Source organism: Ancylobacter sp. TW_SC_1 (genome assembly GCF_056836805.1).
In genome coordinates this window covers 1,528,540-1,552,775 of the sequence record NZ_CM166365.1, presented here as the reverse complement: position 1 = coordinate 1,552,775, position 24,236 = coordinate 1,528,540, and the positions used below count along the sequence as shown (strand labels likewise).

Here is a 24,236-nt window from a genome sequence, read left to right as displayed (position 1 = left end):
GAATGTGCAGAAATTCTCCGGCTTCGAGCTGTTCCGCCGCGCGCTGGGCGGCCACAAGGGCTGGCAGCCGCAATGGCGCAACCCCGAGCCCAAGGCCGAGTACGACGTCGTCATCGTCGGCGCCGGCGGGCATGGCCTCGCGGCGGCCTACTATCTCGCCAAGGAGCACGGCATCACCAATGTCGCGGTGATCGAGCGCGGCTGGCTGGGCGGCGGCAATACCGGCCGCAACACCACCATCGTGCGCTCCAACTACCTGTTCGACGAGAGCGCCGGGCTCTACGAGCACGCGGTGAAGCTGTGGGAGGGCCTGTCGGCCGACCTCAACTACAACGTGATGTATTCGGCGCGCGGCGTGCTCATGCTGGCGCACAACCATCACGACGAGATCAGCTTCAAGCGCCACGTCCACTCGAACCGCCTCAACGGCGTCGACAATGAGTGGCTGAGCGCCGAGCAGTGCAAGGAATTCTGCCCCCCGCTCAACATCAAGAGCATGCGCTACCCGATCATCGGCGGCGCGCTGCAGCGGCGCGGCGGCACCGCCCGGCACGACGCGGTGGCCTGGGGCTTCGCCCGCGCCGCGGATTCGCGCGGCGTCGACATCATCCAGAACTGCGAGGTGAAGGGCATCCGCCGCGGCCCGGACGGCGCGGTCGAGGGCGTCGAGACCTCGCGCGGCTTCATCCGGGCGAAGAAGGTCGGTGTCTCCGCCGCCGGCCACACCAGCGTGGTGATGGCGATGGCCGGCCTGCGCATGCCGCTGGAAAGCTACCCGCTGCAGGCGCTGGTGTCGGAACCGGTAAAGCCGGCCTTCCCGACGGTGATCATGTCGAACACCATCCACGCCTACATCTCGCAGTCCGACAAGGGCGAGATGGTGATCGGCGCCGGCACCGACGCCTATACCAGCTATTCGCAGCGCGGCGCGCTGCACATCACCACCCACACGCTCGACGCGATCTGCGAGCTGGTGCCGCAGTTCCGGCGCCTGCGCATGCTGCGCAACTGGGGCGGCATCGTCGACGTGACGCCCGACCGCTCGCCGATCATCGCCAAGACCCCGGTGCCGGGCCTCTATGTGAACTGTGGCTGGGGCACCGGCGGCTTCAAGGCGACGCCGGGCTCCGGCCACGTCTTCGCCCACACCATCGCCAGGGACGCCCCGCACGCGATCAACGCGCCCTTCACGCTGGAGCGTTTTCGCGATGGCTTCCTGATCGACGAGGCGGCCGCCGCCGCCGTCGCGCATTAGGGGGACGACATGCCCGATCCCGTCAATATCGCTGAGAAGCTCGGCCAATTCACCGATCTCTGGTCGCCAAAGGTCGTTGCCGATTTCAACGGCCACGACGTCATGGTGGTGAAGGTAAAGGGCGCGTTCGTCTGGCATTCGCACCCGGACACCGACGATTTCTTCCTGGTACTCAAGGGGCGGCTCACCATCAAGCTGCGCGATGGCGACGTGAATCTCGGCCCCGGCGAGCTGTACGTCGTCCCGAGGGGCGTCGAGCACTGTCCGGTAGCGGAGGAGGAGACCCATCTGCTGCTTATCGAGCCCACCGGCACGCCCAATACCGGCGATGCGGCCACCGCCGCCGTCAAGACGAGGCTCTGAGATGCTCATCATCACCTGCCCCTGGTGCGGCGCCCGGCCGGAAGTCGAGTTCCGCTATGGCGGCGAGGCGCATATCGCCCGCCCGGCCGACCCCTCCGTCCTCACCGACGCGGAATGGGCCGACTTCCTCTACAACCGCACCAACCCCAAGGGTCTGCACGCCGAGCGCTGGCGCCACATCCATGGCTGCGGCCGCTACTTCAACGCGCTGCGCGACACGGTGAGCGACTTCTTCGTCACCACCTACAAGGCCGGCGAAGCGCGGCCGGATATCGAGGGGAGCGGAAAATGATCCGTCCTCTTCTCCCTCTCCCCGTCGGGGAGAGGGCCGGGGTGAGGGGCCTTCCCCTCGCGACCGCTGCTTCCCCCCTCACCCGCCGCTGCGCGGCGACCTCTCCCCGCCGGGGAGAGGTGGACACCGCCCGAGGGTCCGCGACATGACCAACCGTTTCCGCACCGCCTCGGGCGGCCGCATCGACCGCGCCGCGCCGCTCTCCTTCCGCTTCGACGGCAAGACCTTCAACGGCTATCGCGGCGACACGCTGGCCTCGGCGCTCATCGCCAACGGCGTGCACCTGGTCGGCCGCTCCTTCAAGTATCACCGCCCGCGCGGCATGATCTCCGCCGGATCGGACGAGCCCAACGCGCTGGTCAACGTTGCCCGCGACGCTGCCCGCATGGCGCCGAACCTGCGCGCCACGCAGGTCGAGATCTATGAGGGGCTGAAGGCGGAAAGCCAGAATCGCTGGCCCTCGCTCGGCTTCGATGCCGGCGCGATGAACGACCTGTTCTCGCCCTTCCTGCCGGCGGGCTTCTACTACAAGACCTTCATGTGGCCGGCGGGGGCGTGGAAGCGCTTCTACGAGCCGAAGATCCGCGCCATGGCGGGCCTCGGCGTCGCCCCGACGCTGCCCGATCCGGACCGCTACACCCAGAACTACGCCCATTGCGACGTGCTGGTCGTCGGCGCCGGCCCGGCCGGCCTCGCCGCCGCGCTGGCGGCAGCTTCGAGCGGCGCAAGGGTCATCCTCGCCGACGAGCAGGCGGAACTGGGCGGTTCGCTGCTCAGCGAGACCACCGCCACCATCGAGGGCAGGCCGGCGGCCGACTGGCTCGCCGCCACCCGCGCCACGCTGGCGGGCCAGGACAACGTCACGCTCCTGCCCCGCACCACCGCCTTCGGCTATTTCCCGCACAACCTGATCGCGCTCGCCGAGCGCGTCACCGATCACCTCGCCGCCCCCGGCGCCGACCTGCCGCGCGAGCGGCTGTGGCAGGTCCGCGCCAAGGAAGTGGTGATCGCCGCCGGCGCGCTGGAGCGTCCGCTGGTGTTCCCGGAGAACGACCGCCCCGGCGTGCTGCTGGCCGATTCCGCCCGCACCTATCTCAACCGCTACGGCGCCAGGCCCGGCGAGCGCGCGGTGGTCTTCACCGCCTGCGATGCCGGCTACCGCGCCGCGCTCGATCTCCAGGCCGGCGGCGTCACCATTGCCGCCATCGCCGATCTGCGGGCCGAGGTGACGGGCGAGCTGCCCGCCCGGGCGCTCGCCGCCGGCATCGACGTGCGGCCCTCCACCGTCGTCACCGGCACGTCCGGCCGGCTGCGCGTCTCCGGCGCCAGTCTCGCCAAGATGAAGGGCGGCAGAGGAAGCGCCGAGGTCGGCCCGGCCGAGACGATTGCCTGCGACACCGTGCTGATGTCCGGCGGCTTCACCCCGAGCGTCCACCTGTTCTCGCAGTCGCGCGGCAAGCTGGTCTGGGACGGCGCCGCCGGCGCCTACCTGCCGGGCACCTCGGTCGAGCGCGAGCGCTCCACGGGGGCCTGCCGCGGCGTGCACGGCCTCCAGCGCGTGCTGGAAGACGGCTATGCGCAGGGCGAGGCGGCGGCGAAGGCGGCGCGCGATTACGCTTCCCCCGCGCGCGGCGCGACGCCCGCCCCGGCCGTGCCCTCGCGCAGCATCGCGGCCGTCGCCGACGATCTCGGCACCGACGGTTTCATCGGCGCCACCCCGCACGGACGCAACCCGGCCTTCGCCAAGGCCTTCGTCGACTGGCAGAACGACGTCACCGCCAAGGACATCCTGCTCGCCACCCGCGAGGGCTTCCGCTCCATCGAGCATGTGAAGCGCTACACCACCACCGGCATGGCGACCGACCAGGGCAAGACCTCGAACATGAACGCCCTCGGCATCGTTTCCGAGGCGCTCGACACGCCGGTGCCGCAGATCGGGCTCACCACTTTCCGCCCGCCCTTCACCCCGACCACCTTCGGCATCTTCGCCGGCGCGGCGCGCGGCGACCTGTTCGATCCCGTGCGCAAGACGCCGATCCACGACTGGGCGGCCGAGCGCGGCGCCGCGTTCGAGGACGTCTCGCTGTGGAAGCGCGCCTGGTACTTCCCCAAGGCGGGCGAGGACCTGCACGCCGCCGTGGCGCGCGAGTGCAAGGCGGTGCGCGCCTCGGTCGGCATCTTCGACGCCTCCACCCTCGGCAAGATCGAAATCGTCGGGCCGGACGCCGCCGAGTTCATGAACCGCATGTACACCAACGCCTGGTCGAAGCTCGAACCCGGCCGGCTGCGCTACGGCGTCATGCTGCGCGAGGACGGCTTCGTGATGGATGACGGCGTCATCGGCCGCATGGCGCATGACCGCTTCCACGTCACCACCACCACCGGCGGCGCCCCCCGCGTGCTCGCCCATATGGAGGACTACCTCCAGACCGAATGGCCGGACCTCGACGTGTGGCTGACCTCGACCACCGAGCAATGGGCGGTGATCGCCGTGCAGGGGCCTAAGGCCCGCGAGGTGATCGCGCCGCTCGTCGAGGGCATCGACCTCTCGAAGGAAGCCTTCCCGCATATGAGCGTGCGCGAGGGCCGCATCTGCGGCGTGCCCACGCGGCTGTTCAGCGTGTCGTTCACCGGCGAACTGGGCTTCGAGATCAACGTGCCGGCCGCATATGGCCGCTTCGTCTGGGAGGCCGTCCATGCCGCGGGCGAACGCTTCGGCATCACGCCCTATGGCACCGAGACGATGCACGTCCTGCGCGCAGAGAAGGGCTACATCATCGTCGGCCAGGAGACGGACGGCACCGCGACGCCGGACGACGTCAATCTCGGCTGGGCCGTCGGCAAGGCCAAGAAGGACTTCGTCGGCAAGCGCTCGCTCGCCCGCGCCGCCATGTCGGCGCCCGACCGCAAGCAGCTCGTCGGTCTGCGGACCACCGATCCGAAGATCGTGCTGGAGGAAGGCGCGCAGATCGTCACCGATCCTTCCGCGCCGATCCCGGTGCCCATGCTCGGCTTCGTCACCTCCTCCTACCGCAGCGCCGTGCTCGGCCGCTCGATCGCCCTCGCCATGATCAAGGGCGGGCGGGCGCGCATCGGCCAGAAGCTGATGGTGCCGATGGCGACGCACGCCATCGAGGTCGAGGTGGTCGAGCCCGTCTTCTACGATCCCAAGGGAGATCGTCTCAATGGTTGAGAGCGCCCCGATGACCCCGCCCGTCTCCGTCAACCCGCTTCACGCGCTCGCGGCAGTGTCGCACGACGTCGCAGCCGCGCGACTTGCCGCGCTCGCGCCGGCCGCCCGCCTCGCCTTCCGCGGCCGCGAGGCGGCCATCGGCCCGGCCGGCGAGGCCTTTGGCGTCCCCCTGCCGCGCGAGCCGATGCGCTTCAACACGGCCAATGGGCGCTTCGCCCTGTGGCTCGGCCCGGACGAGTGGATCCTGCTCGCGCCCGGCGCCGACCCCGCGCCGCTCTTCGCCGCGGTCGAGGCCGCCACCGCCGGCCTGCCGCACGCGCTGGTCGACGTGTCCTCGCGCAGCGTCGGCATCGAGGTCGCCGGCCCGCAAGCCGCCTTCGTGCTGAACCAGGGCAACGCGCTCGACCTGTCGCTCGCGGCCTTCCCGGTCGGCATGTGCACCCGCACGCTGTTTCACAAGGCCGAGATCATGCTCGTCCGCCACGCTACGGATGTTTTCCACTTTGACGTCTGGCACTCCTTCGCGCCCTATGTCTGGGGACTGCTGGAAGAAGCCCGCCGCGAGCTGGCCTGAGCTTTGCCGAAAGCCGGGCGGGGACGGCGTGGATCGAACGGCAGAAGCGGAAAAGCGGGTTTTCTCCTGGGTCCCGGCGCGGCGCTTCGGCTTCGCCTCCGCTGGGCCGGGACACGAAAGCCGACCTGACCGACCCGGTGTCCCGGCCAAGCTGCACGGCGTGCAGCGCCGAGCCGGGACCCAGCAAAGACTCTGCGGCCGTATCGTCCCACCGGGTTAAACAGCCATGATCAGCGCCTTCGAGCTCTTCAAGATCGGCATCGGCCCGTCCTCCTCGCACACGGTGGGGCCGATGCTGGCCGCGTTGCGCTTTGCCGAGAGCCTCATCGCGACCGACCAGCTCGCCCGCACCGCCCGCGTGGAAGTGGTGCTCTACGGCTCGCTCGCCTGGACCGGCAAGGGCCACGGCACCGACAAGGCTGTTATGCTCGGCCTTGCCGGCAACCACCCGCGCAATGTCGACCCCGACCGCGCCGACGCGCTCATCGCCGGCGTGGCGGAGGATGGCCGCCTGCCGCTCGCCGGCAGCCATGGCATCGGCTTCGAGGTCGCCCGCGACATCGTCTTCGATGGCGTCGCGCCCACCCCGCAGCACCCGAACACGCTGGCCTTCCGCGCCTTCGCCGGCGATGGCGGGCTGCTCAATGAGGCGCGCTGGTGCTCCATCGGCGGCGGCTTCGTGGTGCCGGAACACGAGGTCGGCCAGCCGCCGGCGCCGGACGCCTTCGCCCTGCCCTATCCCTTCCGCAATGCCCGCGAGCTGCTGGCCTATGCGGCGCGCGAAAACCTCTCCATCGCAGAGCTTGTCCTCGCCAATGAGCACGTCCGCCGCCCGCCGGCCGAGGTCGAGGCGCGGCTCGACGGCGTGGTCGAGGCGATGATGGCCTGCATCGACCGCGGCATCGCCACTTCCGGCGAGCTGCCCGGCGGGCTGCAGGTGAAGCGCCGCGCCAAGGCGATCCGCGACAGCCTGCTGTCGCGCAACGCCCACACGCCGCACGAGATCATGGACTGGGTGAGCCTCTACGCCATCGCGGTGAACGAGGAGAACGCGGCCGGCGGGCGCGTCGTCACCGCGCCGACCAATGGCGCGGCCGGCGTGGTGCCGGCGACGCTGCGCTACTACCGCGACCACTGCCCGGGCGCGAACCGCGCCGGCATGCACGTCTTCCTGCTCACCGCCACCGCCATCGGCGCGCTGTTCAAGATCAACGCCTCGATCTCCGGCGCCGAGGTCGGCTGCCAGGGCGAGGTCGGCGTCGCCTGCTCGATGGCGGCGGGCGGGCTCGCCGCCGCGCTCGGCGCCACTCCGGCGCAGGTCGAGAACGCCGCCGAGATCGGCATGGAGCATCATCTCGGCATGACCTGCGACCCGATCGGCGGCCTGGTGCAGGTGCCCTGCATCGAGCGCAACGCGTTCGGCGCGATCAGCGCCGTCAACGCCGCCTCGCTGGCGCTCTATGGCGACGGCACGCACATCGTCTCGCTCGACAAGGTGATCGTCACCATGCGCGAGACCGGCCGCGACATGGCCTCGAAATACAAGGAAACCTCGCTCGGCGGGCTCGCCGTCAACCTGCCCGAATGCTGAGGGCCATGCGCGCGCCGATGAAGCGGCATCGTCCTTGCTACCCAAGGCAGCAAATTTGCTATGCTGTCACCTGGAGCAGGCCATGACCCAGCAGCGACCCATCTCCCCCGGACACCCGGCGCCCGCCAGCGCGGTCGCCGCGCCGGCGCTGAATGTCGGCTTCATCCTGGCCGACAATTTCACCCTGTCGGCCTTCTCGCTGATCGTCGACCAGCTCCGCCTCGCCGCCGACGACGGCGACCGCTCGCGGCCGATCCTCGCCCGCTGGCAGGTCATGTCGTCCCGGCCCGAGCAGATCCGCACGAGCTGCGGCATCACCGTCGCGCCCTCCGGCCCGCTCGTCGACCCCGCGAATTTCCACTACATCATCGTCGTCGGTGGCCTGCTGCACGGCGGCCAGCAGCTCGACGAGGAGAGCATCGCCTATCTCAAGCGCGCCGCCCGCGCCGGCGTGCCGCTGGTCGGCGTCTGCACCGGCAGCTTCGTGCTCGCCCGCGCCGGGCTGATGACCGGCCGGCGCTGCTGCGTCTCCTGGTACCACTACCAGGACTTCATGGAGGAGTTTCCCCACCACACGCCGGTGGCGGACCGGCTCTACGTCATCGACGGCGACCGCATCACCTGCGCCGGCGGCGGCGGCGCGGCGGACCTCGCCACCGCTCTGGTGGAGAAGTTCCTCGGCCGCTCCATCGCCCAGAAGAGCCGCCACGTCCTGCTGCTCGACCGCCAGCGCCCCGGCACCGAATCGCAGCCGCACCCGCCCATCGCCGACCTCGTCGCCGACGACCGGGTGCGCCGCGCCCTGCTGATGATGGAGCAGCACCTGGCCGACCCGCTGCCCATCGCCGACATCGCCCGCCGGCTGCAGCTCTCCACCCGCCAGCTGGAGCGGCTGTTCCAGATGGTGATGGGCCAGCGTCCCGCCGAATTCTACCGGCGGCTGCGGCTGCGCTATGCCCGCTTCCTGCTCGACACCACGGGCCGCTCGGTGACCGACATCGCACTGGAGGCGGGCTTCTCCGACTGCGCGCATTTCTCCCGCCAGTTCAAGGCGCAGCACGGCTTCACCCCGTCCGATGCCCGCGCCCGCGCGCCCGGCCCGGCGGCGCAGAACCTCGCCGCGCAGCGCCTGTTCGACTAGGCGCCGCTCCTCTGCCGGCACGCGCCGCTCCCCACCGCCATCACGACAGCGGTGAATGTCGCTTCCAGCAAACTCCCTGTCGCTTCGGTGAAAGTCGGCGGATCGCTTCCGTCGAACAATTCCAGACGACGCGAAAAGCGGGCCCCGGGACCCGCGCGAGGGAGAACAAGCCGATGCTGGACACCACGCACACGCCGCTGAAGGCGCTGATCCGCCGCCGCAAGCCGGGCTACAGCCTGGAGGCCCCGTTCTACACCAGCCCCGAGATCTTCGAGGCGGACATGGACGTCATCTTCGGCCGCCACTGGATCTTCGTCGGCGTCGATCCCGACATTCCCGAGCCCGGCGACGCGATGGCGCTCGACATCGGCAAGAACGCCATCATCATCGTGCGCGACGACGACAACGAGGTCCGCGCCTTCCACAATGTCTGCCGCCACCGCGGCGCGCGTCTCGTGCTCGACTACAAGACCACGGTCGGCAACCTCGTCTGCCGCTATCATTCCTGGACCTACGGCCTCGACGGCAAGCTGCTCTTCGCCGAGCACATGGGCGAAGGCTTCAACGCCGCCTGCCACGGCCTCAAGCCGGTGCATGTGCGCTCGCTGGAAGGGCTGATCTTCGTGTGCCTGTCGGACGATCCGCCGGCCGATTTCGACGTGATGGCGGCGAAGATGGCGCCCTATCTCGCCCCGCACGACCTGAAGAACGCCAAGGTCGCCTTCGAGAAGGACATCATCGAGCCGGGCAACTGGAAGCTCACCATGGAGAACAACCGCGAGTGCTACCACTGCGCGGGCAACCATCCCGAGCTGACCGTGCCGCTCTTCGCCTATGGCTTCGGCTTCGCGCCGGAGGAACTCGACGAGCACGGCCGCAAGGAAGCCGAGGACTACGCCCGCCTGGTCACGAACTCCCATCGCGAATGGGAGAGCTGCGGCTTCCCCTCGGAGATGGTGGAGCACCTCGACGACATGGTGACCGGCTTCCGCACCGAGCGCCTGCCGCTGGCCGGCGATGGCGAGAGCCATACCCACGATACCAAGGCCGCCTGCAGGAAGCTGCTCGGCAAGATCAACGACCCCAGGCACGGGGCGCTGCATTTCTGGACGCAGCCCAATTCCTGGCACCACTTCATGTCCGACCACGCCGTCGTGTTCTCGGTGCTGCCGCTCGACGCCGAGCGCTCGCTGCTGCGCACCAAATGGCTGGTGCACAAGGACGCGGTCGAGGGCGTCGATTACGACATCGAGACCCTCACCGGCGTGTGGGACGCCACCAACGACCAGGATTCGACCCTGGTCGGCTACTGCCAGGAAGGCGCCCGCAGCCCCGCCTACGAGCCCGGCCCCTACTCGCCGCACACCGAAATGCTCGTCGACAAGTTCTGCAACTGGTACATCGGCCGTATGGCCGAGCATGCGGGGCGCTGAAAGGTCGACGTTGGCGACCGTCCTCCTCCTTCCCTCTCCCCGTCGGGGAGAGGTGGCCCGCCAAGCGGGTCGGTGAGGGGTGACACCATCGCGACGCAGCAAGCCCCCTCACCCCACCCCTCTCCCCGCCGGGGAGAGGGAGCCAGGTCGCTCTCCCGGTGAGGGCTGCAGAGATCGAGAATCGGACACATGGACGCCTCCACCGCCACCGCCTCGCCCGATCCCGCCGCGCTGCGCCTCGCAGGCGTCCTGCCGGAGTGGAACCCGGAAGTGGACGACGCCCTCATCGTCCGCGCCATCCGCGACGAGACGGCGGATGTGAAGACCTTCGTGCTGGCGCCCCGCGAGCCCTGCATCTTCCGCTACCGGCCGGGCCAGTTCCTCACCCTCGACCTCGAGATCGGCGGCGAGAGCATCAATCGCTGCTACACCATCGCCTCCGCCCCCACCCGGCCGCACACCCTCTCCATCACGGTAAAGCGGGTGCCCGGCGGCCCGGTGTCGAACTTCCTGCACGACCATGTGAAGGTCGGCTCGGTGCTGCGCGCCATGGGGCCGATGGGCGACTTTTCCTGCCTGATGCAGGGCACGCCCGCGCCGGCGCCGAAATACCTGTTCCTGTCGGGCGGCAGCGGCATCACCCCGCTGATGTCGATGGCCCGCAGCTTCCACGACCTCGCCGAGCCGCGCGACATCGTCTTCGTGCACGCCGCCCGCGCGCCGGCCGACATCATCTTCCGCGACGAGCTGGAGCTGATGGCGCGCAACCAGCCCGGCCTCTTCCGCTTCGCGCCGGTCTGCGAGGCCGACTCACCGCGCGAGCCCTGGCACGGGCTGCGCGGACGGGTGAATCTCGGCGTGCTCAACCATGTCGCGCCGGACTACCGCGAGCGCGAGGTGTTCGTCTGCGGCCCGGCGCCGTTCATGGCGGCGGTGCGCGAGATGCTGAAGGGGGCGGGCTTCGACATGGCCCGTCATCACGAGGAGAGCTTCGACTTCGCCGAGCTCGCCCGGGCCGAGCCCGAGGTCGCGGCGGAAATCGTCTCCGCCGAAGGAGTGCAGGCGGTCGAGCAGGCGCTCGAACCGGCCGAGGCGGTCACCACCTACACGATCGAATTCGCCAAGCAGAAGCGCACCATCGAGTGCCGCTCCGACATGTTCGTGCTGGACGCGGCGCGCCGCGCCGGGGTGCGCCTGCCCTCCTCCTGCTCGAAGGGGCTGTGCGGCACCTGCAAGTCCAAGCTGGTCTCGGGCACGGTCGACATGAAGCATGGCGGCGGCATCCGCCAGCGCGAGATCGACGCAGGCATGGCGCTGCTGTGCTGCTCGAAGCCGACCAGCGACCTCGTCGTCGACCGCTGACCGGCGGCAGCCTCAGCGCAGGATGTCGAGGGCGCCGCTCACCGCCTGCTTCATGCCGTCATAGGCTGCCGAGGTGCCCTGCACCGTCCGGTCGACGATCTCGCTCGCGCTCGGCAGCGGCGGCAGACCGAGGAAACCCTCGTCCTCCGGCTCGGCATGGGCGAGGACGGGGGCCGGCGGGGTATTCGGGCCGGGCGCCACGTCCTGCGCGCCGACCACGACCGGATAGGAGCTGCGCACGACCCTCGGGTCGCGCGTGTCGCAATTCGCCTCGCAGCGGTCGAAACGCTCGACGCCGACCGGCAGCGACACCATCGTGACGGCGGCGGGCGAGAGGGCATCCGCCTGCCCGGCGGCCAGCGCCGGCTTGGCCGGCTTGGTCGCCTCGGTGCGGGAAGCCGCGCGCACGGCCGGCTTCTGCGGCGGGCGATAGACCGCGCTGGGCTCGATCGCGCGGATCATGGTGGGAATGTCGAGCCGGTCGCCCTTCTCGGTCGGCTCGTCGTCGAGCTCAATGGGCTGGGCGACGAGGCGGGCGAGGGTCTTGACGCTTTCCTGCGCGCGTTCCGTTGCGCTCGCCTGGGCGGCCTTGCCCCGCTCGAAGCCCTCGCCCTCGGCGAACACATAGGTGCCGGCGGCGATGGCGAGCGCGAAACCCACCGGGAGCATCACGCGGCCGGGCAGCCAGGCATGGAAACCGGAAAGAGAGGTCGTGCTGAACCGCATGGAAGGAATCCCCTTTGTTCTGTGCTCATTTCTCCCTGTACTGGTGACGAATTTGCGGCACCATTCGTGCTGACGCGTGACGATGCCTAGGTCATTCTGCGCGACATTTTCTGAACATAGAACACCGCAACATTCGGCAACGGCCCGTCCTTCGGGCCCTCCCTCGGATTTCCATCGTGCTCGACCTCGCCTCCCTCACGCGGATCGGCTTCCTGACGTTGCCGAACCACTCGATGATCGCCTGCGCCAACGCGCTTGAGGCGCTGCGCATGGCGAACTACGTGGCCGAGAGCGACATCTATTCCTGGCGCATCGTCACGCTGGACGGCGCCCCGGCCGCCGCCAGCAACGGGCTGACGCTCACCCCCACCATGGCGCTGCACGAGGCCGGCCCGCTCGACCTGCTGCTCGTCTGCGGCGGCATCGACGTGCGCCACGCCGCCACCCCGCCCATCGAGGACACGCTGCGCCGCCTCGGCCGGCGCGGCGTCGCGCTCGGCGCGCTGTGCACCGGCAGCTTCGTGCTGGCCGATGCGGGATTGCTCGACTTCTACCGCTGCGCCGTGCACTGGGAGAACCTCTCCGCCATCCGCGAGGAATTCCCGGACATCGACTTCGTCGAGGAGGCCTTCGTCATCGACCGCGACCGCCTCACCTGCACCGGCGGCGTGGCGCCGCTGGAGATGATGCTGACGCTGATCGAGGCCCAGGGCGGACGGGCGCTGGCGGACAAGGTTTCCGAGCAGTTCATCGTCGACCGGACGGTGCGCAGGTCGCAGCAGAAGGTGGCGGCGCGCCCGCGCCCGGCGCTTCCCGACCCCACGCTCGCCCGCGCCGTCCGGCTGATGGAGGCGTCGATCGAGCAGCCGCCCGGCATCGCCGCCATCGCCCGCCGGCTCGACGTCTCGACCCGCCAGCTCGAACGGCTCTTCCAGCGCCATCTCGGCGCCGCCCCGGCCGCCTACCAGCTGCGCCTGCGGCTGGAGCGGGCGCGCGAATTGCTGCGCCTCTCCCCGCTCCCCGTCACCGATATCGGCCTCGCCTGCGGCTTCCAGTCGGCGGCACATTTCTCCACCGCCTATGCCCGCAATTTCGGCCGCCCGCCGAGCCGCGAACGCGGTATCATGACGCCACAGAAGGGGAACCGCACCACATAAGCGTTGTTTGCTATGGCGCGCGGCGGTCCGTGGTATTAATTACACTGGCATATCCCCAATGGGCCGATGAGCACGGATAGTCCCCGCGCAGCCGACATGAATGCGCCTTTGAAGCCGACGGGCTACCGCAACTTCGCGACCCGCTACACCAATCTGGCCGCCGACATGCTGGCGCCCGAGCGCACGCCGCTCGCGGACGCGTGGCTCGGCCTGCCCATGACCTTCGTTGCCGGCGCCACCAATGCCGGCGGCCTGCTCGCGGTCGGCCAGTACACCTCGCACATGTCGGGCATCATCTCGTCGGCGGCCGACTATGCCGTGGTCGGCGCGCTGGACCTGGTGCTGGCGGGCGGCGGCGCGCTTCTGGCCTTCCTGTTCGGCGCCGCGAGCTCGGCCGTGCTGGTCAACTGGGGCCGGCTGCATCATACCGGGCGCGAATATTCGCTGCCGCTGATGCTGGAAGCCCTCCTGCTGCTCGCCTTCGGCGTCCTCGGCGTCTACACGCGCCATTCCAGCATTGTGCTCGGCGTCGAGGTGGCGGTGCTCTGCTTCATCATGGGGCTGCAGAACGCGACCGTGACCAAGATGTCCGGCGCCAAGATCCGCACCACCCATATGACCGGCATCGTGACCGACATCGGCATCGAGCTGGGCAAGCTGTTCTATTCGAACCGTCGCCGCCACGGCACCAGCGCGCCGCTGGTGCTCGCCGATCGCGAGAAGCTGAAACTCCTGTCCTATTTCCTCGGCAGCTTCTTCTTCGGCGGCGTGGTCGGGGCGCTCGGCTTCAACTATGTCGGCTTCGTTTTCTCGGTGCCGCTGGCGCTGCTGGTCTTCGCTCTGGCCGGCCCTTCCGCGCTGCGCATCCTGTTACGCTGAGGCGGGTCGCAACGCTACCGGCGCGATGGCGCAAATCTTCTGTTCGCCATAGGCGCATGCGACCTATCGTGCCACCATCGGAGCCGGAACCGCATCGGGGGCCGGACCGTGGTCGAAGGAGCGCGCGGCCATCATGATCGCCAATGCCGAGGCATTGCTGAAACCCTTGACCATCAAGGGCCTGACCATCCGCAACCGGGTGATGTCGACCTCGCACGCGCCGGGCTACGGCAAGGACGGCAAGCCGCAGGAGCGCTACCAGCTCTATCACATGGAAAAGGCCAAGGGCGGCATCGGGCTGACCATGTTCGGCGGCTCCTCCTCCGTCGCCATCGACAGCCCGGCCGCCCCCTGGGCGCAGATCTCGGTCGCCGACGACAGCGTCATCCCCTATTTCCAGCAGTTCGCCGAGCGCGTGCACGCCCACGGCGCCAGGCTGATGATCCAGCTCACCCATATGGGCCGGCGCACCAAATGGGACACCGAGAACTGGTTCCCGACGCTCTCCTCCTCCGCCCGGCGCGAGCCGGCCTCGCGCACCATTCCGCGCGCCATGGACAGGAACGACATCCGCCGCGTGGTGAAGGCCTTCGCCGACGCCGCCCGCCGCTGCAAGGAAGGCGGGCTCGACGGCTGCGAGATTTCCGCCGCCCACGGCCATCTCGTCGACCAGTTCTGGTCGCCTTCGGTCAACCAGCGCACCGACGAATATGGCGGCAGCCTGGAGAACCGCATGCGCTTCGGCATCGAGGTGCTCACCGCCATGCGCGAGGCGGTGGGCGACGACTACGTCATCGGCATGCGCATGTCCGGCGACGAGATGATCGCCGACGGCCTCTCCCATGAGGACTGCGTCGCCATCGCCTCGGAATATGCGAGGGCCGGCCTCGTCGACTTCCTCAACGTGATGGGTGGGCAGGCACGGGACGAGATGTCCCACGCCGTGTCCCTGCCCAACATGTCCTTCCCGGTCGCCCCCTTCCTGTTCCTGCCGAGCGCGATCAAGCGCGAGGTGGACGTGCCGATCTTCCACGCCCAGCGCGTCACCGATCTGGCCACCGGCGCCCGTGCCGTCGCCGAGGGCCATGTCGACATGATCGCCATGACCCGCGCTCACATCGCCGACCCGCACCTCGTCAAGAAGCTGATGGAGGGCCGCGACGACGACATCCGCCAGTGCGTCGGCGCCGGCTACTGCATCGACCGCATCTATGTCGGCGGCGACGCGCTGTGCATCCAGAACGCGGCGACCGGCCGCGAGGCGACCATGCCGCACGTCATCGCCAGGGCGGAGGTGGCGCGCAAGGTGGTGGTGGTCGGCGCCGGCCCGGCCGGGCTGGAGGCCGCCCGCGTATCCGCCGAGCGCGGCCACAAGGTGGTGCTGTTCGAGAAGGAGCCGGTCGCCGGCGGCCAGATCAACATCGCCGCGAAGGCGACTTGGCGCGAGGCGCTGTCCGGCATTCCGCGCTGGCTGTTCGCGCAGGTGCAGAAGAAGGGCGTCGACATCCGCCTGGGCCGCGAGGCCACGCCCGAAGACGTGCTGGCCGAGGCGCCGGACGTCGTCATCATGGCGACCGGCGGCCTGCCCCATGGCGGCCACGCGAAGGGCCACGAACACGCGCTCACCACCTGGGACGTGCTGGCCGGCAAGGTCGAGCCGACCGGCTCGGTGCTGCTCTATGACGAGATCGGCGGCCACAACGCCGCCTCCACCGCCGAGGTGCTGGCCAAGAAGGGCTGCCTCGTCGAGCTGGTGACGCACGACCTGCAGGTCGCGCAGGAAGTCGGCACCACCAACAAGCCGGTGCATCTGCGCGAGCTCTACAGGCTCGGCGTGGTGATGACCCCCAACACCGAGCTGATCGAGATCTACCCCGAGGGCAACCGCCTCATCGCCGCCTTGCGCAACACCATGACCGACGCCGAGGAGGAACGGGTGATCGACCGCGTGGTCGTCGATTACGGCACGCTGCCGGTCGAGGGCCTGTTCGAGGCGCTGCGTGGGCATTCGGTCAATGACGGCGAGACCGATCTCGACGCGCTGGTGGCCGGCCGCCCGCAGCGCTGGACCGGGCAGCCGGGCTTCGCGCTCTACCGCGTCGGCGATGCCTGGACCGGCCGCAACATCCACGCGGCGATCTACGACTCGCTCCGGCTCTGCAAGGATCTGTGAGGGAACTCGAATGCTCCTCACGCCCGACGCCATCCTCAGATGCCCGGTGCAGCCGGGCCTCGAAGGATGCCTGTCCCACCCGCGTCGTTCCGGCCGGAGCCCGCAGGGCGCAGAGCCGGGATCGCCAGAAGGAAGGGCATCTTTCGGCACGCGATCCCGGCCCGGCCTGCGGCCATCCGGGATGACGCGTCGTTCCGGCGTGCCGCGATACCCGCAACATGCCGGGTGCGCCCATGACTGACGCCGCACCCGCCCTCTCGCTGGTGGTCCTCGCCCTCGCCCTCATGGCGCTCGCGATGATGGTGCGGCGCGCGCGTCTGTGGCGGGTCGGGCGCGCCGCGAAGGTGGACTGGTTCCACGGCCTCGCCGCCCTGCCGAGGCGCTACCTGGTCGACGTCCACCACATCGTCGGCCGCGACCCCTATGCCGCCCGCATGCACGCCCTCGCCGCTGGCGGCCTGCTCGGCGGGTCGGCGCTGGCGCTGGCCGGCCTCTTCCCGCCGCTCGGCGGATCGCGGCCGTTCTGGGCGCTCGTCGCCCTCGCCTTCGCCATCTCCGTCCTCGGCGGCTTCATGGTCGGCCGCCGGCGCTACCCGGCCCGGCCGGCCCGGCTCTCGGGCGGGCGCTTCCAGCTGCTGCCCCTCCTGCTCGCCGCCTATGCCGGCGGCGGCTTCCTCGTCGCCCTCGACGCCGCGCTGGGCGGCGGGCTCCCGCCCCTCGGCTGGCTCGGTCTGGCGCTGGCAGCGGCCGGCGGGCTCGGCCTCGTCTTCCAGATCGACCGCGGCCCGATGCGCCACGCCTTCGCCGGCGCGGCGCATCTCGTCGCCCATCCCCGCCCCGGCCGCTTCGAGGGGGAGCGCGCCAGCGCGCCGACAACCGCCCTTTTGCCGCTCGATCTCGACGCGCCGCGTCTCGGCGCCGCGACGCCGGCCGATTTCGCCTTCAACCGGCTGATCGGCTTCGACGCCTGCATCCAGTGCGGACGCTGCGAGAGCGCCTGCCCGGCCTTCGCCGCCGGCCAGCCCTTGAACCCCAAGCGGCTGATCCAGGACCTCGCCGCCAGCCTGCAGCCGAACGCCACCAACGCCGCCTACGCCGGCAGCCCCTATCCCAATGCCCGCCCGGTCGCCGGCATTGGCGGGCCGGGGCTGCCGCTGGTGGGCGAAGGCGCGATGATCCATCCCGATACGCTGTGGTCCTGCACCACCTGCCGCGCCTGCGTCGAGGAATGCCCGATGATGATCGAGCATGTCGACGCCATCCTTGATCTGCGCCGCTTCCAGACGCTGGAACTCGGCGCGCTGCCGGTGAAGGCGTCCGGCCCGCTGATGGAGCTGCGCTATGCCGACGAGCCCGGCGGGCACCCGCTCAAGGCCCGCACCGATTTCGCCGCCGGGCTGACGCTTCCCCTCATCTCCGCCACGGGCAAGGCCGAGGTGCTGCTCTGGCTCGGCGAGGGCGCCTATGAGCTGCGCTACGGGCGCACGCTGCGCGCCCTCGTCACCCTGCTGCACCGGGCCGGCGTCGACTTCGCCGTTCTCGGCGAGGAGGAGCGCGACTGCGGCGACCTCGCCCGCCGGCTCGGCGACGAGGCGACCTTCCAGCGCCTCGCCCGCGAGAACGTCGCCACCCTGTCGCGCTACGCGTTCGCGCGCATCCTCACCGCCGACCCGCATGCCCTGCACGCGCTGCGCAACGAGTACAGGCCGTTCGGCGGGACCTACGAGGTCGTCCACCACGCCGCCTTCCTCGACGAACTGGTCGCCTCCGGGCGGCTCGCCGTCGGGGCGCTCGCCGAGGCGCGCGTGACCTATCACGACCCCTGCTATCTCGGCCGCTACAATGGCGAGATCGACGCTCCCCGCCGCCTGCTCGACCGCCTCGGCCTCAACCGGCTGGAAATGGAGCGCGCCGGCAGGCGCTCCATGTGCTGCGGCGGCGGTGGCGGCGCGCCGGTTTCCGACATCGAGGGCGAGCGCCGCATCCCGGACCTGCGCATGGGCCAGGCCGCCGCCACCGGCGCCGGCATCGTCGCCGTGGCCTGCCCGCAATGCTCCGCCATGCTGGAGGGCGTCACCGGCGCGCGGCCGGAGGTCTACGATGTCGCCGAGCTGGTGCTGATGGCGGCGGACAGCGCCGATGCGGCACCGGCCCGCCCGGCGCAGGTGCTGGCATGAGCCGGCCGCGCAAGGACCCGCGCGGCGCGCGTGCCGCCCATCGCGTCGAGGGCGGCGCCCGCCCGCGCTTCGACCTCGCCGCCGCGCCGGCGTCGTCGGCTCGCCCGCGCCGCGACCCGCGCGCCGAGGAAAGGCTGGCGCTGGTGCCCGGCACGCTGCGCCGCCGGCTCGACCGGACGCAGCGCGTCGCCGCCTCGATCGCCGGCGCCCCGCCGCCCGCCGCGACGCCGGTCGAGGCCGCCCCCCGGCTGCGAAGGATTGCCGAGCCGGCCTATCTCGTCGCCGTGGTGCCCGATGCCCCCGGCGGCCGGCTCACCCCGCATGACCGCCAGCTTTTCGGCGCCGCCCGCCTGCTCGCCGATGCGGGCGGCGGCGCCGTGCTGGCCCTGGTCGACGCCGCGAGCGACGACCTCGCCGCCGCCGGCGCCGACCGCGTGCTGGCGCTGCCGGTCTCGGGCTACGACCCGGAGGCCCGGGCGCTCGCCCTCGCCGCCGCGCTCGCCGCGCTGGACCTGCGCCACGTCCTGTTCCCGGAGAGCGCGGATGGCGGCGACCTCGCCCGCCGCCTCGCCGCGCTGTCGGGCGAGCCGCTGTTCGCCGGCACTGAGAGCCTGACGCCCAAGGCCGCCACCCGCGCCGCGCGCGGCCGGCGGGTCGAGCAGCGCCGCGCGCCCGCGCGCCTGATCAGCCTCGCCGCCGATGCGGTGGCGCCGCATGCCGGCGCGCGGCACGAGGCGCTGCCGGTCGAGTTCGCCTTCCCCGAACCGACCACGAGCGCCATCCTGTCCGCCGAATTCATCCCGGCCGATCCGGCGAAGGTGTCGCTCGCCGAGGCGAATTTCGTCACCTCGGCCGGCAATGGCATCACCGATTTTGCCGCCTTCCGGGCGCTGGTGGCGGCGCTCAACGCGACCCCAGGCGCCAGCCGCATGGTCTGCGACGCCGGGCTGATGCCGCGCGCCGCGCAGGTCGGCGCCTCCGGCACGGTGCTGGACGCCCGCTGCTATTTCGCCCTCGGCATCGCCGGCGCGCCGCAGCATCTGCAGGGCGTGGCGTGCTGCGAGCATGTCGTGGCGGTCAATACCGACCTGCACGCCGCCATGATCGAGCGCGCCGGCCTCGCCGTCGTCGCCGACGCGCAGCGCGTGATGCCGGCACTGCTGCGCCTGCTCGAAGAGGAGGCGTCGCGATGAGGATCGCCGTGCTGCTCTCGGCCGGGCGCCACAACGTCTCCGGCCGCCCCGCGCCGGTTCCGGTCGAACTGCAGGCGATCCGCCTGGCGGTCGATCTCGGCGGCGAGGTGGAGGGCCTTCATGCCGGCCCGGACACCGCGCCGCTGCGCGACGCGCTCGGCCATGGCCTGACGCACCTCACCCGATTGCACCTCGGCGAGGACGACGACCCCGCCCCCAGCCTGCGCGCAGCGCTGGTCGAAGGCGGCTTCGACCTCGTTCTCGCCGGCCGGTGTGGACAGGGCGGCGAGGACAGCGGGCTACTGCCCTACGCGCTGGCCCGCGCGCTCGGCCTGCCCATCCTTGCCGATGCCGCCGCGCTGGCGCATGGCCCGCAGCCGGGCACGCTGAGCGTCGAGCAGGCATTGCCGCGCGGCGCCCGGCGCCGGCTCGTCCTGCGCCTGCCGGCGCTCGTCACCGTCCATCCGGCCGCCCCGGCGCCGCTGCCCTTCGCCTTCGCCGCCATGCGGCGGGGAATCGTCGATGAGAAGCCGGGCGTTGCCGCTCCCCGCGCCGAGGAGGCCGCCGCGGAGGCCACCGAGGAGCGCGCCTATCGGCCCCGCCCCAAGCTGATCGCCAAAGCGGCGGCCGGTGCGTCCGCCGCCGACCGGCTCAAGGCCGCGACCGAGGCGGCGGGCGGCGGCGGACGGCTGCTGGTCGATCCCGCGCCGGAGGACGCCGCCCGCGAGATACTGGCGCATCTGCGGGAGATCGGCGTCCTACCCCGCCGCTAGAGCCCCTTCATCGGAGAGAATCCTAGCGCTGTGCCGCCTGCCAGTCGGGGGCGACGTAATAGGGCGCGTTGGATGGCGCCAGCAGCGGGCGGCCGAGAATGTGGTCGGCCGCCTTCTCCGCCATCATGATGGTCGGCGCGTTGAGATTGGCGTTGGTGATCGAGGGCATGGCGGAGGAATCCACCACCCGCAGGCCCTCGACCCCGATCACCCGCATCTGCGGGTCGAGCACGGCCATGGGATCGGACGGCGCGCCCATGCGGCAGGTGCAGGAGGGGTGATAGGCGCTCTCCACCTTCTCGCGCACGAAGGCGTCGATCGCCTCGTCGCTGCTCACCTCCGCGCCCGGCTGGATCTCGCGCCCGCGATAGGGATCGAAGGCCTTCTGCGCGAAGATCTCGCGCGTCAGCCGCACGCAGGCGCGGAACTCCACCATGTCGTCGGGATGGGAGAGGTAGTTGAATTTGATGCGCGGCGCGTCGGCCGGGTCGGCCGAGTTGAGCCGCACCCAGCCCCGGCTCTTCGAGCGCATCGGCCCGACATGGGCCTGGAAGCCGTGCTCGCTGGCCAGCCCCTGCCCGTCATAGGTCACCGCCAGCGGCAGGAAATGATACTGGATGTCGGGCGAGGCGATGCCCGCACGCGAGCGGATGAAGCCGCAGGTCTCGAAATGGTTGGTCGCCCCCAGCCCCTTGCGGGTGAGCAGCCAGCGCGCGCCGATCAGCCCGCGCGCGAACAGGCCCATCTGCGAATAGAGCGTGATCGGCTGCGTGCAGGCCACCTGGAAATAGAATTCGAGGTGGTCCTGCAGGTTCTCGCCCACCCCCGGCCGATGCGCGACGACGTCGAGCCCGAGCCCCTGCAGCTCGTCGGCATTGCCGATGCCCGAGAGCTTCAGGATCTGCGGCGAGTTGATCGGCCCGCCGGAAAGGATCACCTCGCGAGCCACACGCACGACGTGCCTGCGTCCCCCGCGCGACCAGACGACGCCGACCGCCCGCCGCCCCTCGAACAGGACGCGCTCGACCCGGGCATGGGTCTCGACCTTGAGGTTGGCGCGCTTCATCGCCGGCTTGAGATAGGCATTGGCCGCCGACCAGCGCACGCCGTCCTTGACGGTCATGTCCATGCGGCCGAAGCCTTCCTGCTGGAAGCCGTTGACATCGTCGGTAACGGGATAGCCGGCCTGCCGCGCCGCCTCTACGAAGGCGCCGTAGAGCGGGTTCTCCAGCGTACCGTAACGCGTGGCGAGCGGCCCCTCGGCGCCGCGATAGGCGTCGCCGCCGTCGCGACGCGTTTCCGCCCGGCGGAAATAGGGCAGCACGTCGGCATAGGACCAGCCGCGCGCGCCCTCCTCCTGCCAGCGGTCGAAATCCGCCGGCGCGCCGCGCATGTAGACGAGGCCGTTGATGGAGGAGGAGCCGCCGATCACCTTGCCGCGCGGGCAGTGCATGCGCCGCCCGCCGAGCCCCGGCTCGGGCTCGCTCTCATACATCCAGTTGTATTTCTTCATGTTCATCGGGATGGAGAGCGCGCTCGGCATCTGGATGAACACGGAGCGGTCAGAGCCGCCATATTCCAGCACCAGCACGCGGTTCGTCCCCTCCGCGCTCAGCCGGTCGGCCAGCACGCAGCCGGCCGAGCCGGCGCCGACGATCACGTAGTCGAACAGCTCCTGCGATCCGTTCAGCATCAGTAGGGCGCCTCGACGCGGCCGAGATTGACGTAGACGCTCTTGAGCTGGGTGTAGTGCTCGATCGCCGCCTTGCCGTTCTCGCGCCCGAGCCCGGACTGCTTGGCGCCGCCGAAGGGCAGCTCGATCGGCGTGATGTTGTAGGCGTTGATCCAGCAGGTGCCGGCTTCCAGCTGCGCGATCACCCGGTGGCCGCGCGCGAGGTCGCGGGTGAACACGCCGGCCGCGAGGCCGAAATCGGTGTCGTTGGCGCGCGCGATCACCTCGTCCTCGTCGGTGAAGGACAGCACCGCCATCACCGGCCCGAAGATCTCCTCGCGCACGATGCTCATGCCGTCGCCGCAGCCGTCGAACACGGTCGGGGCGACGAAGCAGCCGCTGGCGAGAGCGCCGGTGGCGACACGCCCGCCGCCGACCAGGACCTTCGCGCCCTCGGCCCTGCCCTTGGCGATGTAGGACAGCACCTTCTCCATGTGATCGGGCGAGATCAGCGCGCCGACCTGCGTCGCCGGGTCGAGCGGATCGCCGACCACCATCTTCTCGACGCGCGCCACCAGCTTTTCCAGGAACGCCGCGCGCACGCTCTCATGCACGAAGACGCGGGTGCCGTTGGAGCAGACCTCGCCGGCCGAGTAGAAATTCGCCAGCATGGCGCCGGACACCGCATCGTCGAGATCGGCATCGTCGAACACGATGAGCGGCGATTTTCCGCCGAGTTCCAGCGTCACATATTTCAGCGTGCCGGCGGCATCCGCCATCACCTTCCTGCCGGTGCCGACCTCGCCGGTGAGCGACACCTTGGCGATGCCGGGGTGGCGGGTGAGCAGCCGCCCCGTATCGGCGAAGCCCTGCACCACCGAGAACACGCCCTCCGGCACGCCGGCCTCGGCATAGATCTCGGCCAGCTTCAGCGCGGTGAGCGGGGTCAGCTCGGCCGGCTTGAAGATCATCGCATTGCCGCAGGCAAGCGCGGGGGCGGATTTCCAGCAGGCGATCTGCAGGGGATAGTTCCAGGCGCCGATGCCGGCGACGATGCCGAGCGGCTCGCGGCGCGTATAGCCGAAGGCGCTCGGCCCGAGATCGACATGCTCGCCGGCGAGCCCGGCGGCGAGGCCGGCATAATAGTCGAGGCAGTCGGCGCCCGAGAGCACGTCGACGACGCTGGTCTCCTGGATCGGCTTGCCGGTGTCGAGCGTCTCCAGCCGCGCCAGCTCGTCATTGCGCGCCCGCAGCAGGTCGGCGGCGCGCTTGAGCACGCGCCCGCGCTCGGCCCCGGTCATCGCGCCCCACAGCTTCTGGCCCCTGCGCGCGACCGCCACCGCCGCCTCGACCTCGGCCTCGCCGGCGATCTCGATCTCGGCGAGCACCTCGCCGGTGGCCGGGTTGCTGGTGGTGAAGGTGGCGCCGCCGGTCGGACGGTAACGGCCGCCGATATGGTTGGCGTGCAGCGGGGGACGGGTGTTCATGGAGGAAGATCCGGTGAGGGAAAGGGCCGGCGCGGCGGCGGCGATCTGGGCGTCGACGAAGAGGGAGGCGACCTGGCGGGCGCTCACCGAATCCGTCTCGCCGGCGGCGGAAAGCGAGGAGCGCAGCCACAGGCCGTCGATGACGGCGGCGATGGTGATGGCGACGCGGTGCACGTCGGCCGGCGCCACGAGGCCGCGCAGGTCGTGGCGCAGATTGGCCAGCATGCGGGCCTGGTAGATGCGCTGCACCCGGCGCAGGCGTTCCGAGTGCAGCACCTGACCCCAGAAGGCCAGCCAGACGCTGGAGGTGCGCTGGTCGAACTCTTCCGGCGCCAGATTGGCGTCGATCAGCGCCTGCACGCGGGCGCGGGCGCCCTTCGCCTCGCCCAGCCGCTGCGCCGTGGCGCGGTAGAGCCGCAGCGAAAGGTGGCGCAGCGTCGCTTCCAGCAGCCCGTCCTTGTCGCCGAAATAATGCGCGACGAGGCCCGGCGAGACCCCGGCGCGGCGGGCGATCTGCGCCAGCGTCGAGGCGTTGAAGCCGATCTCGGCGAGGGAATCGATGGTGGCGTCGATGAGCTGGCGCCGTCGCACGTCCTCGGGCTCGCGCCGGCGCGTCTCCTCGTCGGAGGCGGCGGAGCGGTCCGGATCGGAATGGACTTGCGCCTGCGCATTCGCCCTTGCCACCGGCACCTCCTGATCGACGCGATGAGTTATTGAATGCTCGTACAATACATCGGTCAATAGAAACCGAAAAGCCCCTCGCCTGCCGCAACGCCGTGCGTCGCAATGCTTCTG

General features: G+C 70.6%; 18 protein-coding genes. 15 read left to right on the top strand and 3 right to left on the bottom strand.

Annotation, left to right across the window (positions count from 1 at the left end):
* The first annotated feature begins 4 nt into the window (after positions 1 to 4).
* The 9 genes from AC1PZ7_RS07115 to AC1PZ7_RS07075 all read left to right on the top strand — a co-directional run bounded on the left by AC1PZ7_RS07115 (position 5) and on the right by AC1PZ7_RS07075 (position 11,204).
* Positions 5 to 1,255, top strand: a complete 1,251-nt coding sequence (locus AC1PZ7_RS07115; protein ID WP_482359590.1) for a sarcosine oxidase subunit beta family protein — start codon at positions 5 to 7, stop codon at positions 1,253 to 1,255.
* Between the two features lie 9 nt (positions 1,256 to 1,264).
* Positions 1,265 to 1,618 (top strand): cupin domain-containing protein, encoded by a 354-nt coding sequence (locus tag AC1PZ7_RS07110; protein WP_482358789.1) that lies wholly within the window; start codon positions 1,265 to 1,267, stop codon positions 1,616 to 1,618.
* A gap of 1 nt (position 1,619) precedes the next feature.
* On the top strand, positions 1,620 to 1,910 hold the full coding sequence (locus tag AC1PZ7_RS07105) for a sarcosine oxidase subunit delta (protein ID WP_482358788.1): 291 nt from the start codon (positions 1,620 to 1,622) through the stop codon (positions 1,908 to 1,910).
* 145 nt (positions 1,911 to 2,055) lie between these two features.
* On the top strand, positions 2,056 to 5,103 hold the full coding sequence (locus tag AC1PZ7_RS07100) for a sarcosine oxidase subunit alpha (protein ID WP_482358787.1): 3,048 nt from the start codon (positions 2,056 to 2,058) through the stop codon (positions 5,101 to 5,103).
* Complete coding sequence (locus AC1PZ7_RS07095; protein WP_482358786.1) at positions 5,096 to 5,677, top strand: sarcosine oxidase subunit gamma; 582 nt, start codon at positions 5,096 to 5,098, stop codon at positions 5,675 to 5,677. Before AC1PZ7_RS07100 ends, AC1PZ7_RS07095 begins: the two co-directional genes overlap by 8 nt.
* A gap of 226 nt (positions 5,678 to 5,903) precedes the next feature.
* Complete coding sequence (locus tag AC1PZ7_RS07090) at positions 5,904 to 7,268, top strand: L-serine ammonia-lyase (protein WP_482358785.1); 1,365 nt, start codon at positions 5,904 to 5,906, stop codon at positions 7,266 to 7,268.
* Between the two features lie 82 nt (positions 7,269 to 7,350).
* Entirely contained in the window at positions 7,351 to 8,409 is a 1,059-nt protein-coding gene (locus AC1PZ7_RS07085) for a GlxA family transcriptional regulator (RefSeq protein WP_482358784.1), read from the top strand.
* 173 nt (positions 8,410 to 8,582) lie between these two features.
* Complete coding sequence (locus AC1PZ7_RS07080) at positions 8,583 to 9,842, top strand: aromatic ring-hydroxylating oxygenase subunit alpha (RefSeq protein WP_482358783.1); 1,260 nt, start codon at positions 8,583 to 8,585, stop codon at positions 9,840 to 9,842.
* A 189-nt stretch (positions 9,843 to 10,031) separates the two neighbouring features.
* Positions 10,032 to 11,204, top strand: coding sequence for an FAD-binding oxidoreductase (locus tag AC1PZ7_RS07075; RefSeq protein WP_482358782.1), 1,173 nt, complete (start codon positions 10,032 to 10,034; stop codon positions 11,202 to 11,204).
* 12 nt (positions 11,205 to 11,216) lie between these two features.
* Here the strand turns inward: AC1PZ7_RS07075 and AC1PZ7_RS07070 are convergent, their stop codons facing one another.
* Positions 11,217 to 11,930, bottom strand: coding sequence for a hypothetical protein (locus tag AC1PZ7_RS07070; RefSeq protein WP_482358781.1), 714 nt, complete (start codon positions 11,928 to 11,930; stop codon positions 11,217 to 11,219).
* 176 nt (positions 11,931 to 12,106) lie between these two features.
* On the opposite strand from AC1PZ7_RS07070, the gene AC1PZ7_RS07065 reads away from it, so the two are divergent.
* The 6 genes from AC1PZ7_RS07065 to AC1PZ7_RS07040 all read left to right on the top strand — a co-directional run bounded on the left by AC1PZ7_RS07065 (position 12,107) and on the right by AC1PZ7_RS07040 (position 20,282).
* Positions 12,107 to 13,087, top strand: coding sequence for a GlxA family transcriptional regulator (locus tag AC1PZ7_RS07065; RefSeq protein WP_482358780.1), 981 nt, complete (start codon positions 12,107 to 12,109; stop codon positions 13,085 to 13,087).
* A gap of 96 nt (positions 13,088 to 13,183) precedes the next feature.
* The gene (locus AC1PZ7_RS07060; protein ID WP_482358779.1) at positions 13,184 to 13,966 is read left to right on the top strand and encodes a YoaK family protein; all 783 of its coding nucleotides are present in this window, start codon (positions 13,184 to 13,186) and stop codon (positions 13,964 to 13,966) included.
* Between the two features lie 133 nt (positions 13,967 to 14,099).
* Positions 14,100 to 16,139 (top strand): oxidoreductase, encoded by a 2,040-nt coding sequence (locus AC1PZ7_RS07055; protein WP_482358778.1) that lies wholly within the window; start codon positions 14,100 to 14,102, stop codon positions 16,137 to 16,139.
* A gap of 233 nt (positions 16,140 to 16,372) precedes the next feature.
* Positions 16,373 to 18,316, top strand: coding sequence for a DUF3483 domain-containing protein (locus AC1PZ7_RS07050; RefSeq protein ID WP_482358777.1), 1,944 nt, complete (start codon positions 16,373 to 16,375; stop codon positions 18,314 to 18,316).
* Complete coding sequence (locus AC1PZ7_RS07045) at positions 18,313 to 19,509, top strand: FAD-binding protein (protein ID WP_482358776.1); 1,197 nt, start codon at positions 18,313 to 18,315, stop codon at positions 19,507 to 19,509. The genes AC1PZ7_RS07050 and AC1PZ7_RS07045 overlap by 4 nt, the downstream gene beginning before the upstream one ends.
* Positions 19,506 to 20,282, top strand: a complete 777-nt coding sequence (locus tag AC1PZ7_RS07040) for an electron transfer flavoprotein subunit beta (RefSeq protein ID WP_482358775.1) — start codon at positions 19,506 to 19,508, stop codon at positions 20,280 to 20,282. Before AC1PZ7_RS07045 ends, AC1PZ7_RS07040 begins: the two co-directional genes overlap by 4 nt.
* Before the next feature lie 22 nt (positions 20,283 to 20,304).
* Here the strand turns inward: AC1PZ7_RS07040 and betA are convergent, their stop codons facing one another.
* Together betA and betB are read right to left on the bottom strand one after the other, a co-directional pair.
* Positions 20,305 to 21,975 carry a choline dehydrogenase gene (gene betA, locus AC1PZ7_RS07035; protein WP_482358774.1) on the bottom strand — a complete coding sequence of 557 codons (1,671 nt, stop codon included), beginning with the start codon at positions 21,973 to 21,975 and terminating at the stop codon, positions 20,305 to 20,307.
* Positions 21,975 to 24,125, bottom strand: a complete 2,151-nt coding sequence (betB, locus tag AC1PZ7_RS07030) for a betaine-aldehyde dehydrogenase (protein ID WP_482358773.1) — start codon at positions 24,123 to 24,125, stop codon at positions 21,975 to 21,977. Before betB ends, betA begins: the two co-directional genes overlap by 1 nt.
* Positions 24,126 to 24,236 lie beyond the last annotated feature (111 nt).

Bases quoted from the DNA above. Each gene is read 5' to 3' on its own strand.
- AC1PZ7_RS07070 (WP_482358781.1), bottom strand. From the start codon at position 11,930: ATGCGGTTCAGCACGACCTCTCTTTCCGGTTTCCATGCCTGGCTGCCC.
- AC1PZ7_RS07050 (WP_482358777.1), top strand. From the start codon at position 16,373: ATGACTGACGCCGCACCCGCCCTCTCGCTGGTGGTCCTCGCCCTCGCC.
- AC1PZ7_RS07095 (WP_482358786.1), top strand. From the start codon at position 5,096: ATGGTTGAGAGCGCCCCGATGACCCCGCCCGTCTCCGTCAACCCGCTT.
- AC1PZ7_RS07080 (WP_482358783.1), top strand. From the start codon at position 8,583: ATGCTGGACACCACGCACACGCCGCTGAAGGCGCTGATCCGCCGCCGC.
- AC1PZ7_RS07090 (WP_482358785.1), top strand. From the start codon at position 5,904: ATGATCAGCGCCTTCGAGCTCTTCAAGATCGGCATCGGCCCGTCCTCC.
- betA (WP_482358774.1), bottom strand. From the start codon at position 21,975: ATGCTGAACGGATCGCAGGAGCTGTTCGACTACGTGATCGTCGGCGCC.
- AC1PZ7_RS07085 (WP_482358784.1), top strand. From the start codon at position 7,351: ATGACCCAGCAGCGACCCATCTCCCCCGGACACCCGGCGCCCGCCAGC.
- AC1PZ7_RS07055 (WP_482358778.1), top strand. From the start codon at position 14,100: ATGATCGCCAATGCCGAGGCATTGCTGAAACCCTTGACCATCAAGGGC.
- AC1PZ7_RS07075 (WP_482358782.1), top strand. From the start codon at position 10,032: ATGGACGCCTCCACCGCCACCGCCTCGCCCGATCCCGCCGCGCTGCGC.
- AC1PZ7_RS07040 (WP_482358775.1), top strand. From the start codon at position 19,506: ATGAGGATCGCCGTGCTGCTCTCGGCCGGGCGCCACAACGTCTCCGGC.
- AC1PZ7_RS07105 (WP_482358788.1), top strand. From the start codon at position 1,620: ATGCTCATCATCACCTGCCCCTGGTGCGGCGCCCGGCCGGAAGTCGAG.
- AC1PZ7_RS07110 (WP_482358789.1), top strand. From the start codon at position 1,265: ATGCCCGATCCCGTCAATATCGCTGAGAAGCTCGGCCAATTCACCGAT.
- AC1PZ7_RS07100 (WP_482358787.1), top strand. From the start codon at position 2,056: ATGACCAACCGTTTCCGCACCGCCTCGGGCGGCCGCATCGACCGCGCC.
- AC1PZ7_RS07060 (WP_482358779.1), top strand. From the start codon at position 13,184: ATGAATGCGCCTTTGAAGCCGACGGGCTACCGCAACTTCGCGACCCGC.
- AC1PZ7_RS07045 (WP_482358776.1), top strand. From the start codon at position 18,313: ATGAGCCGGCCGCGCAAGGACCCGCGCGGCGCGCGTGCCGCCCATCGC.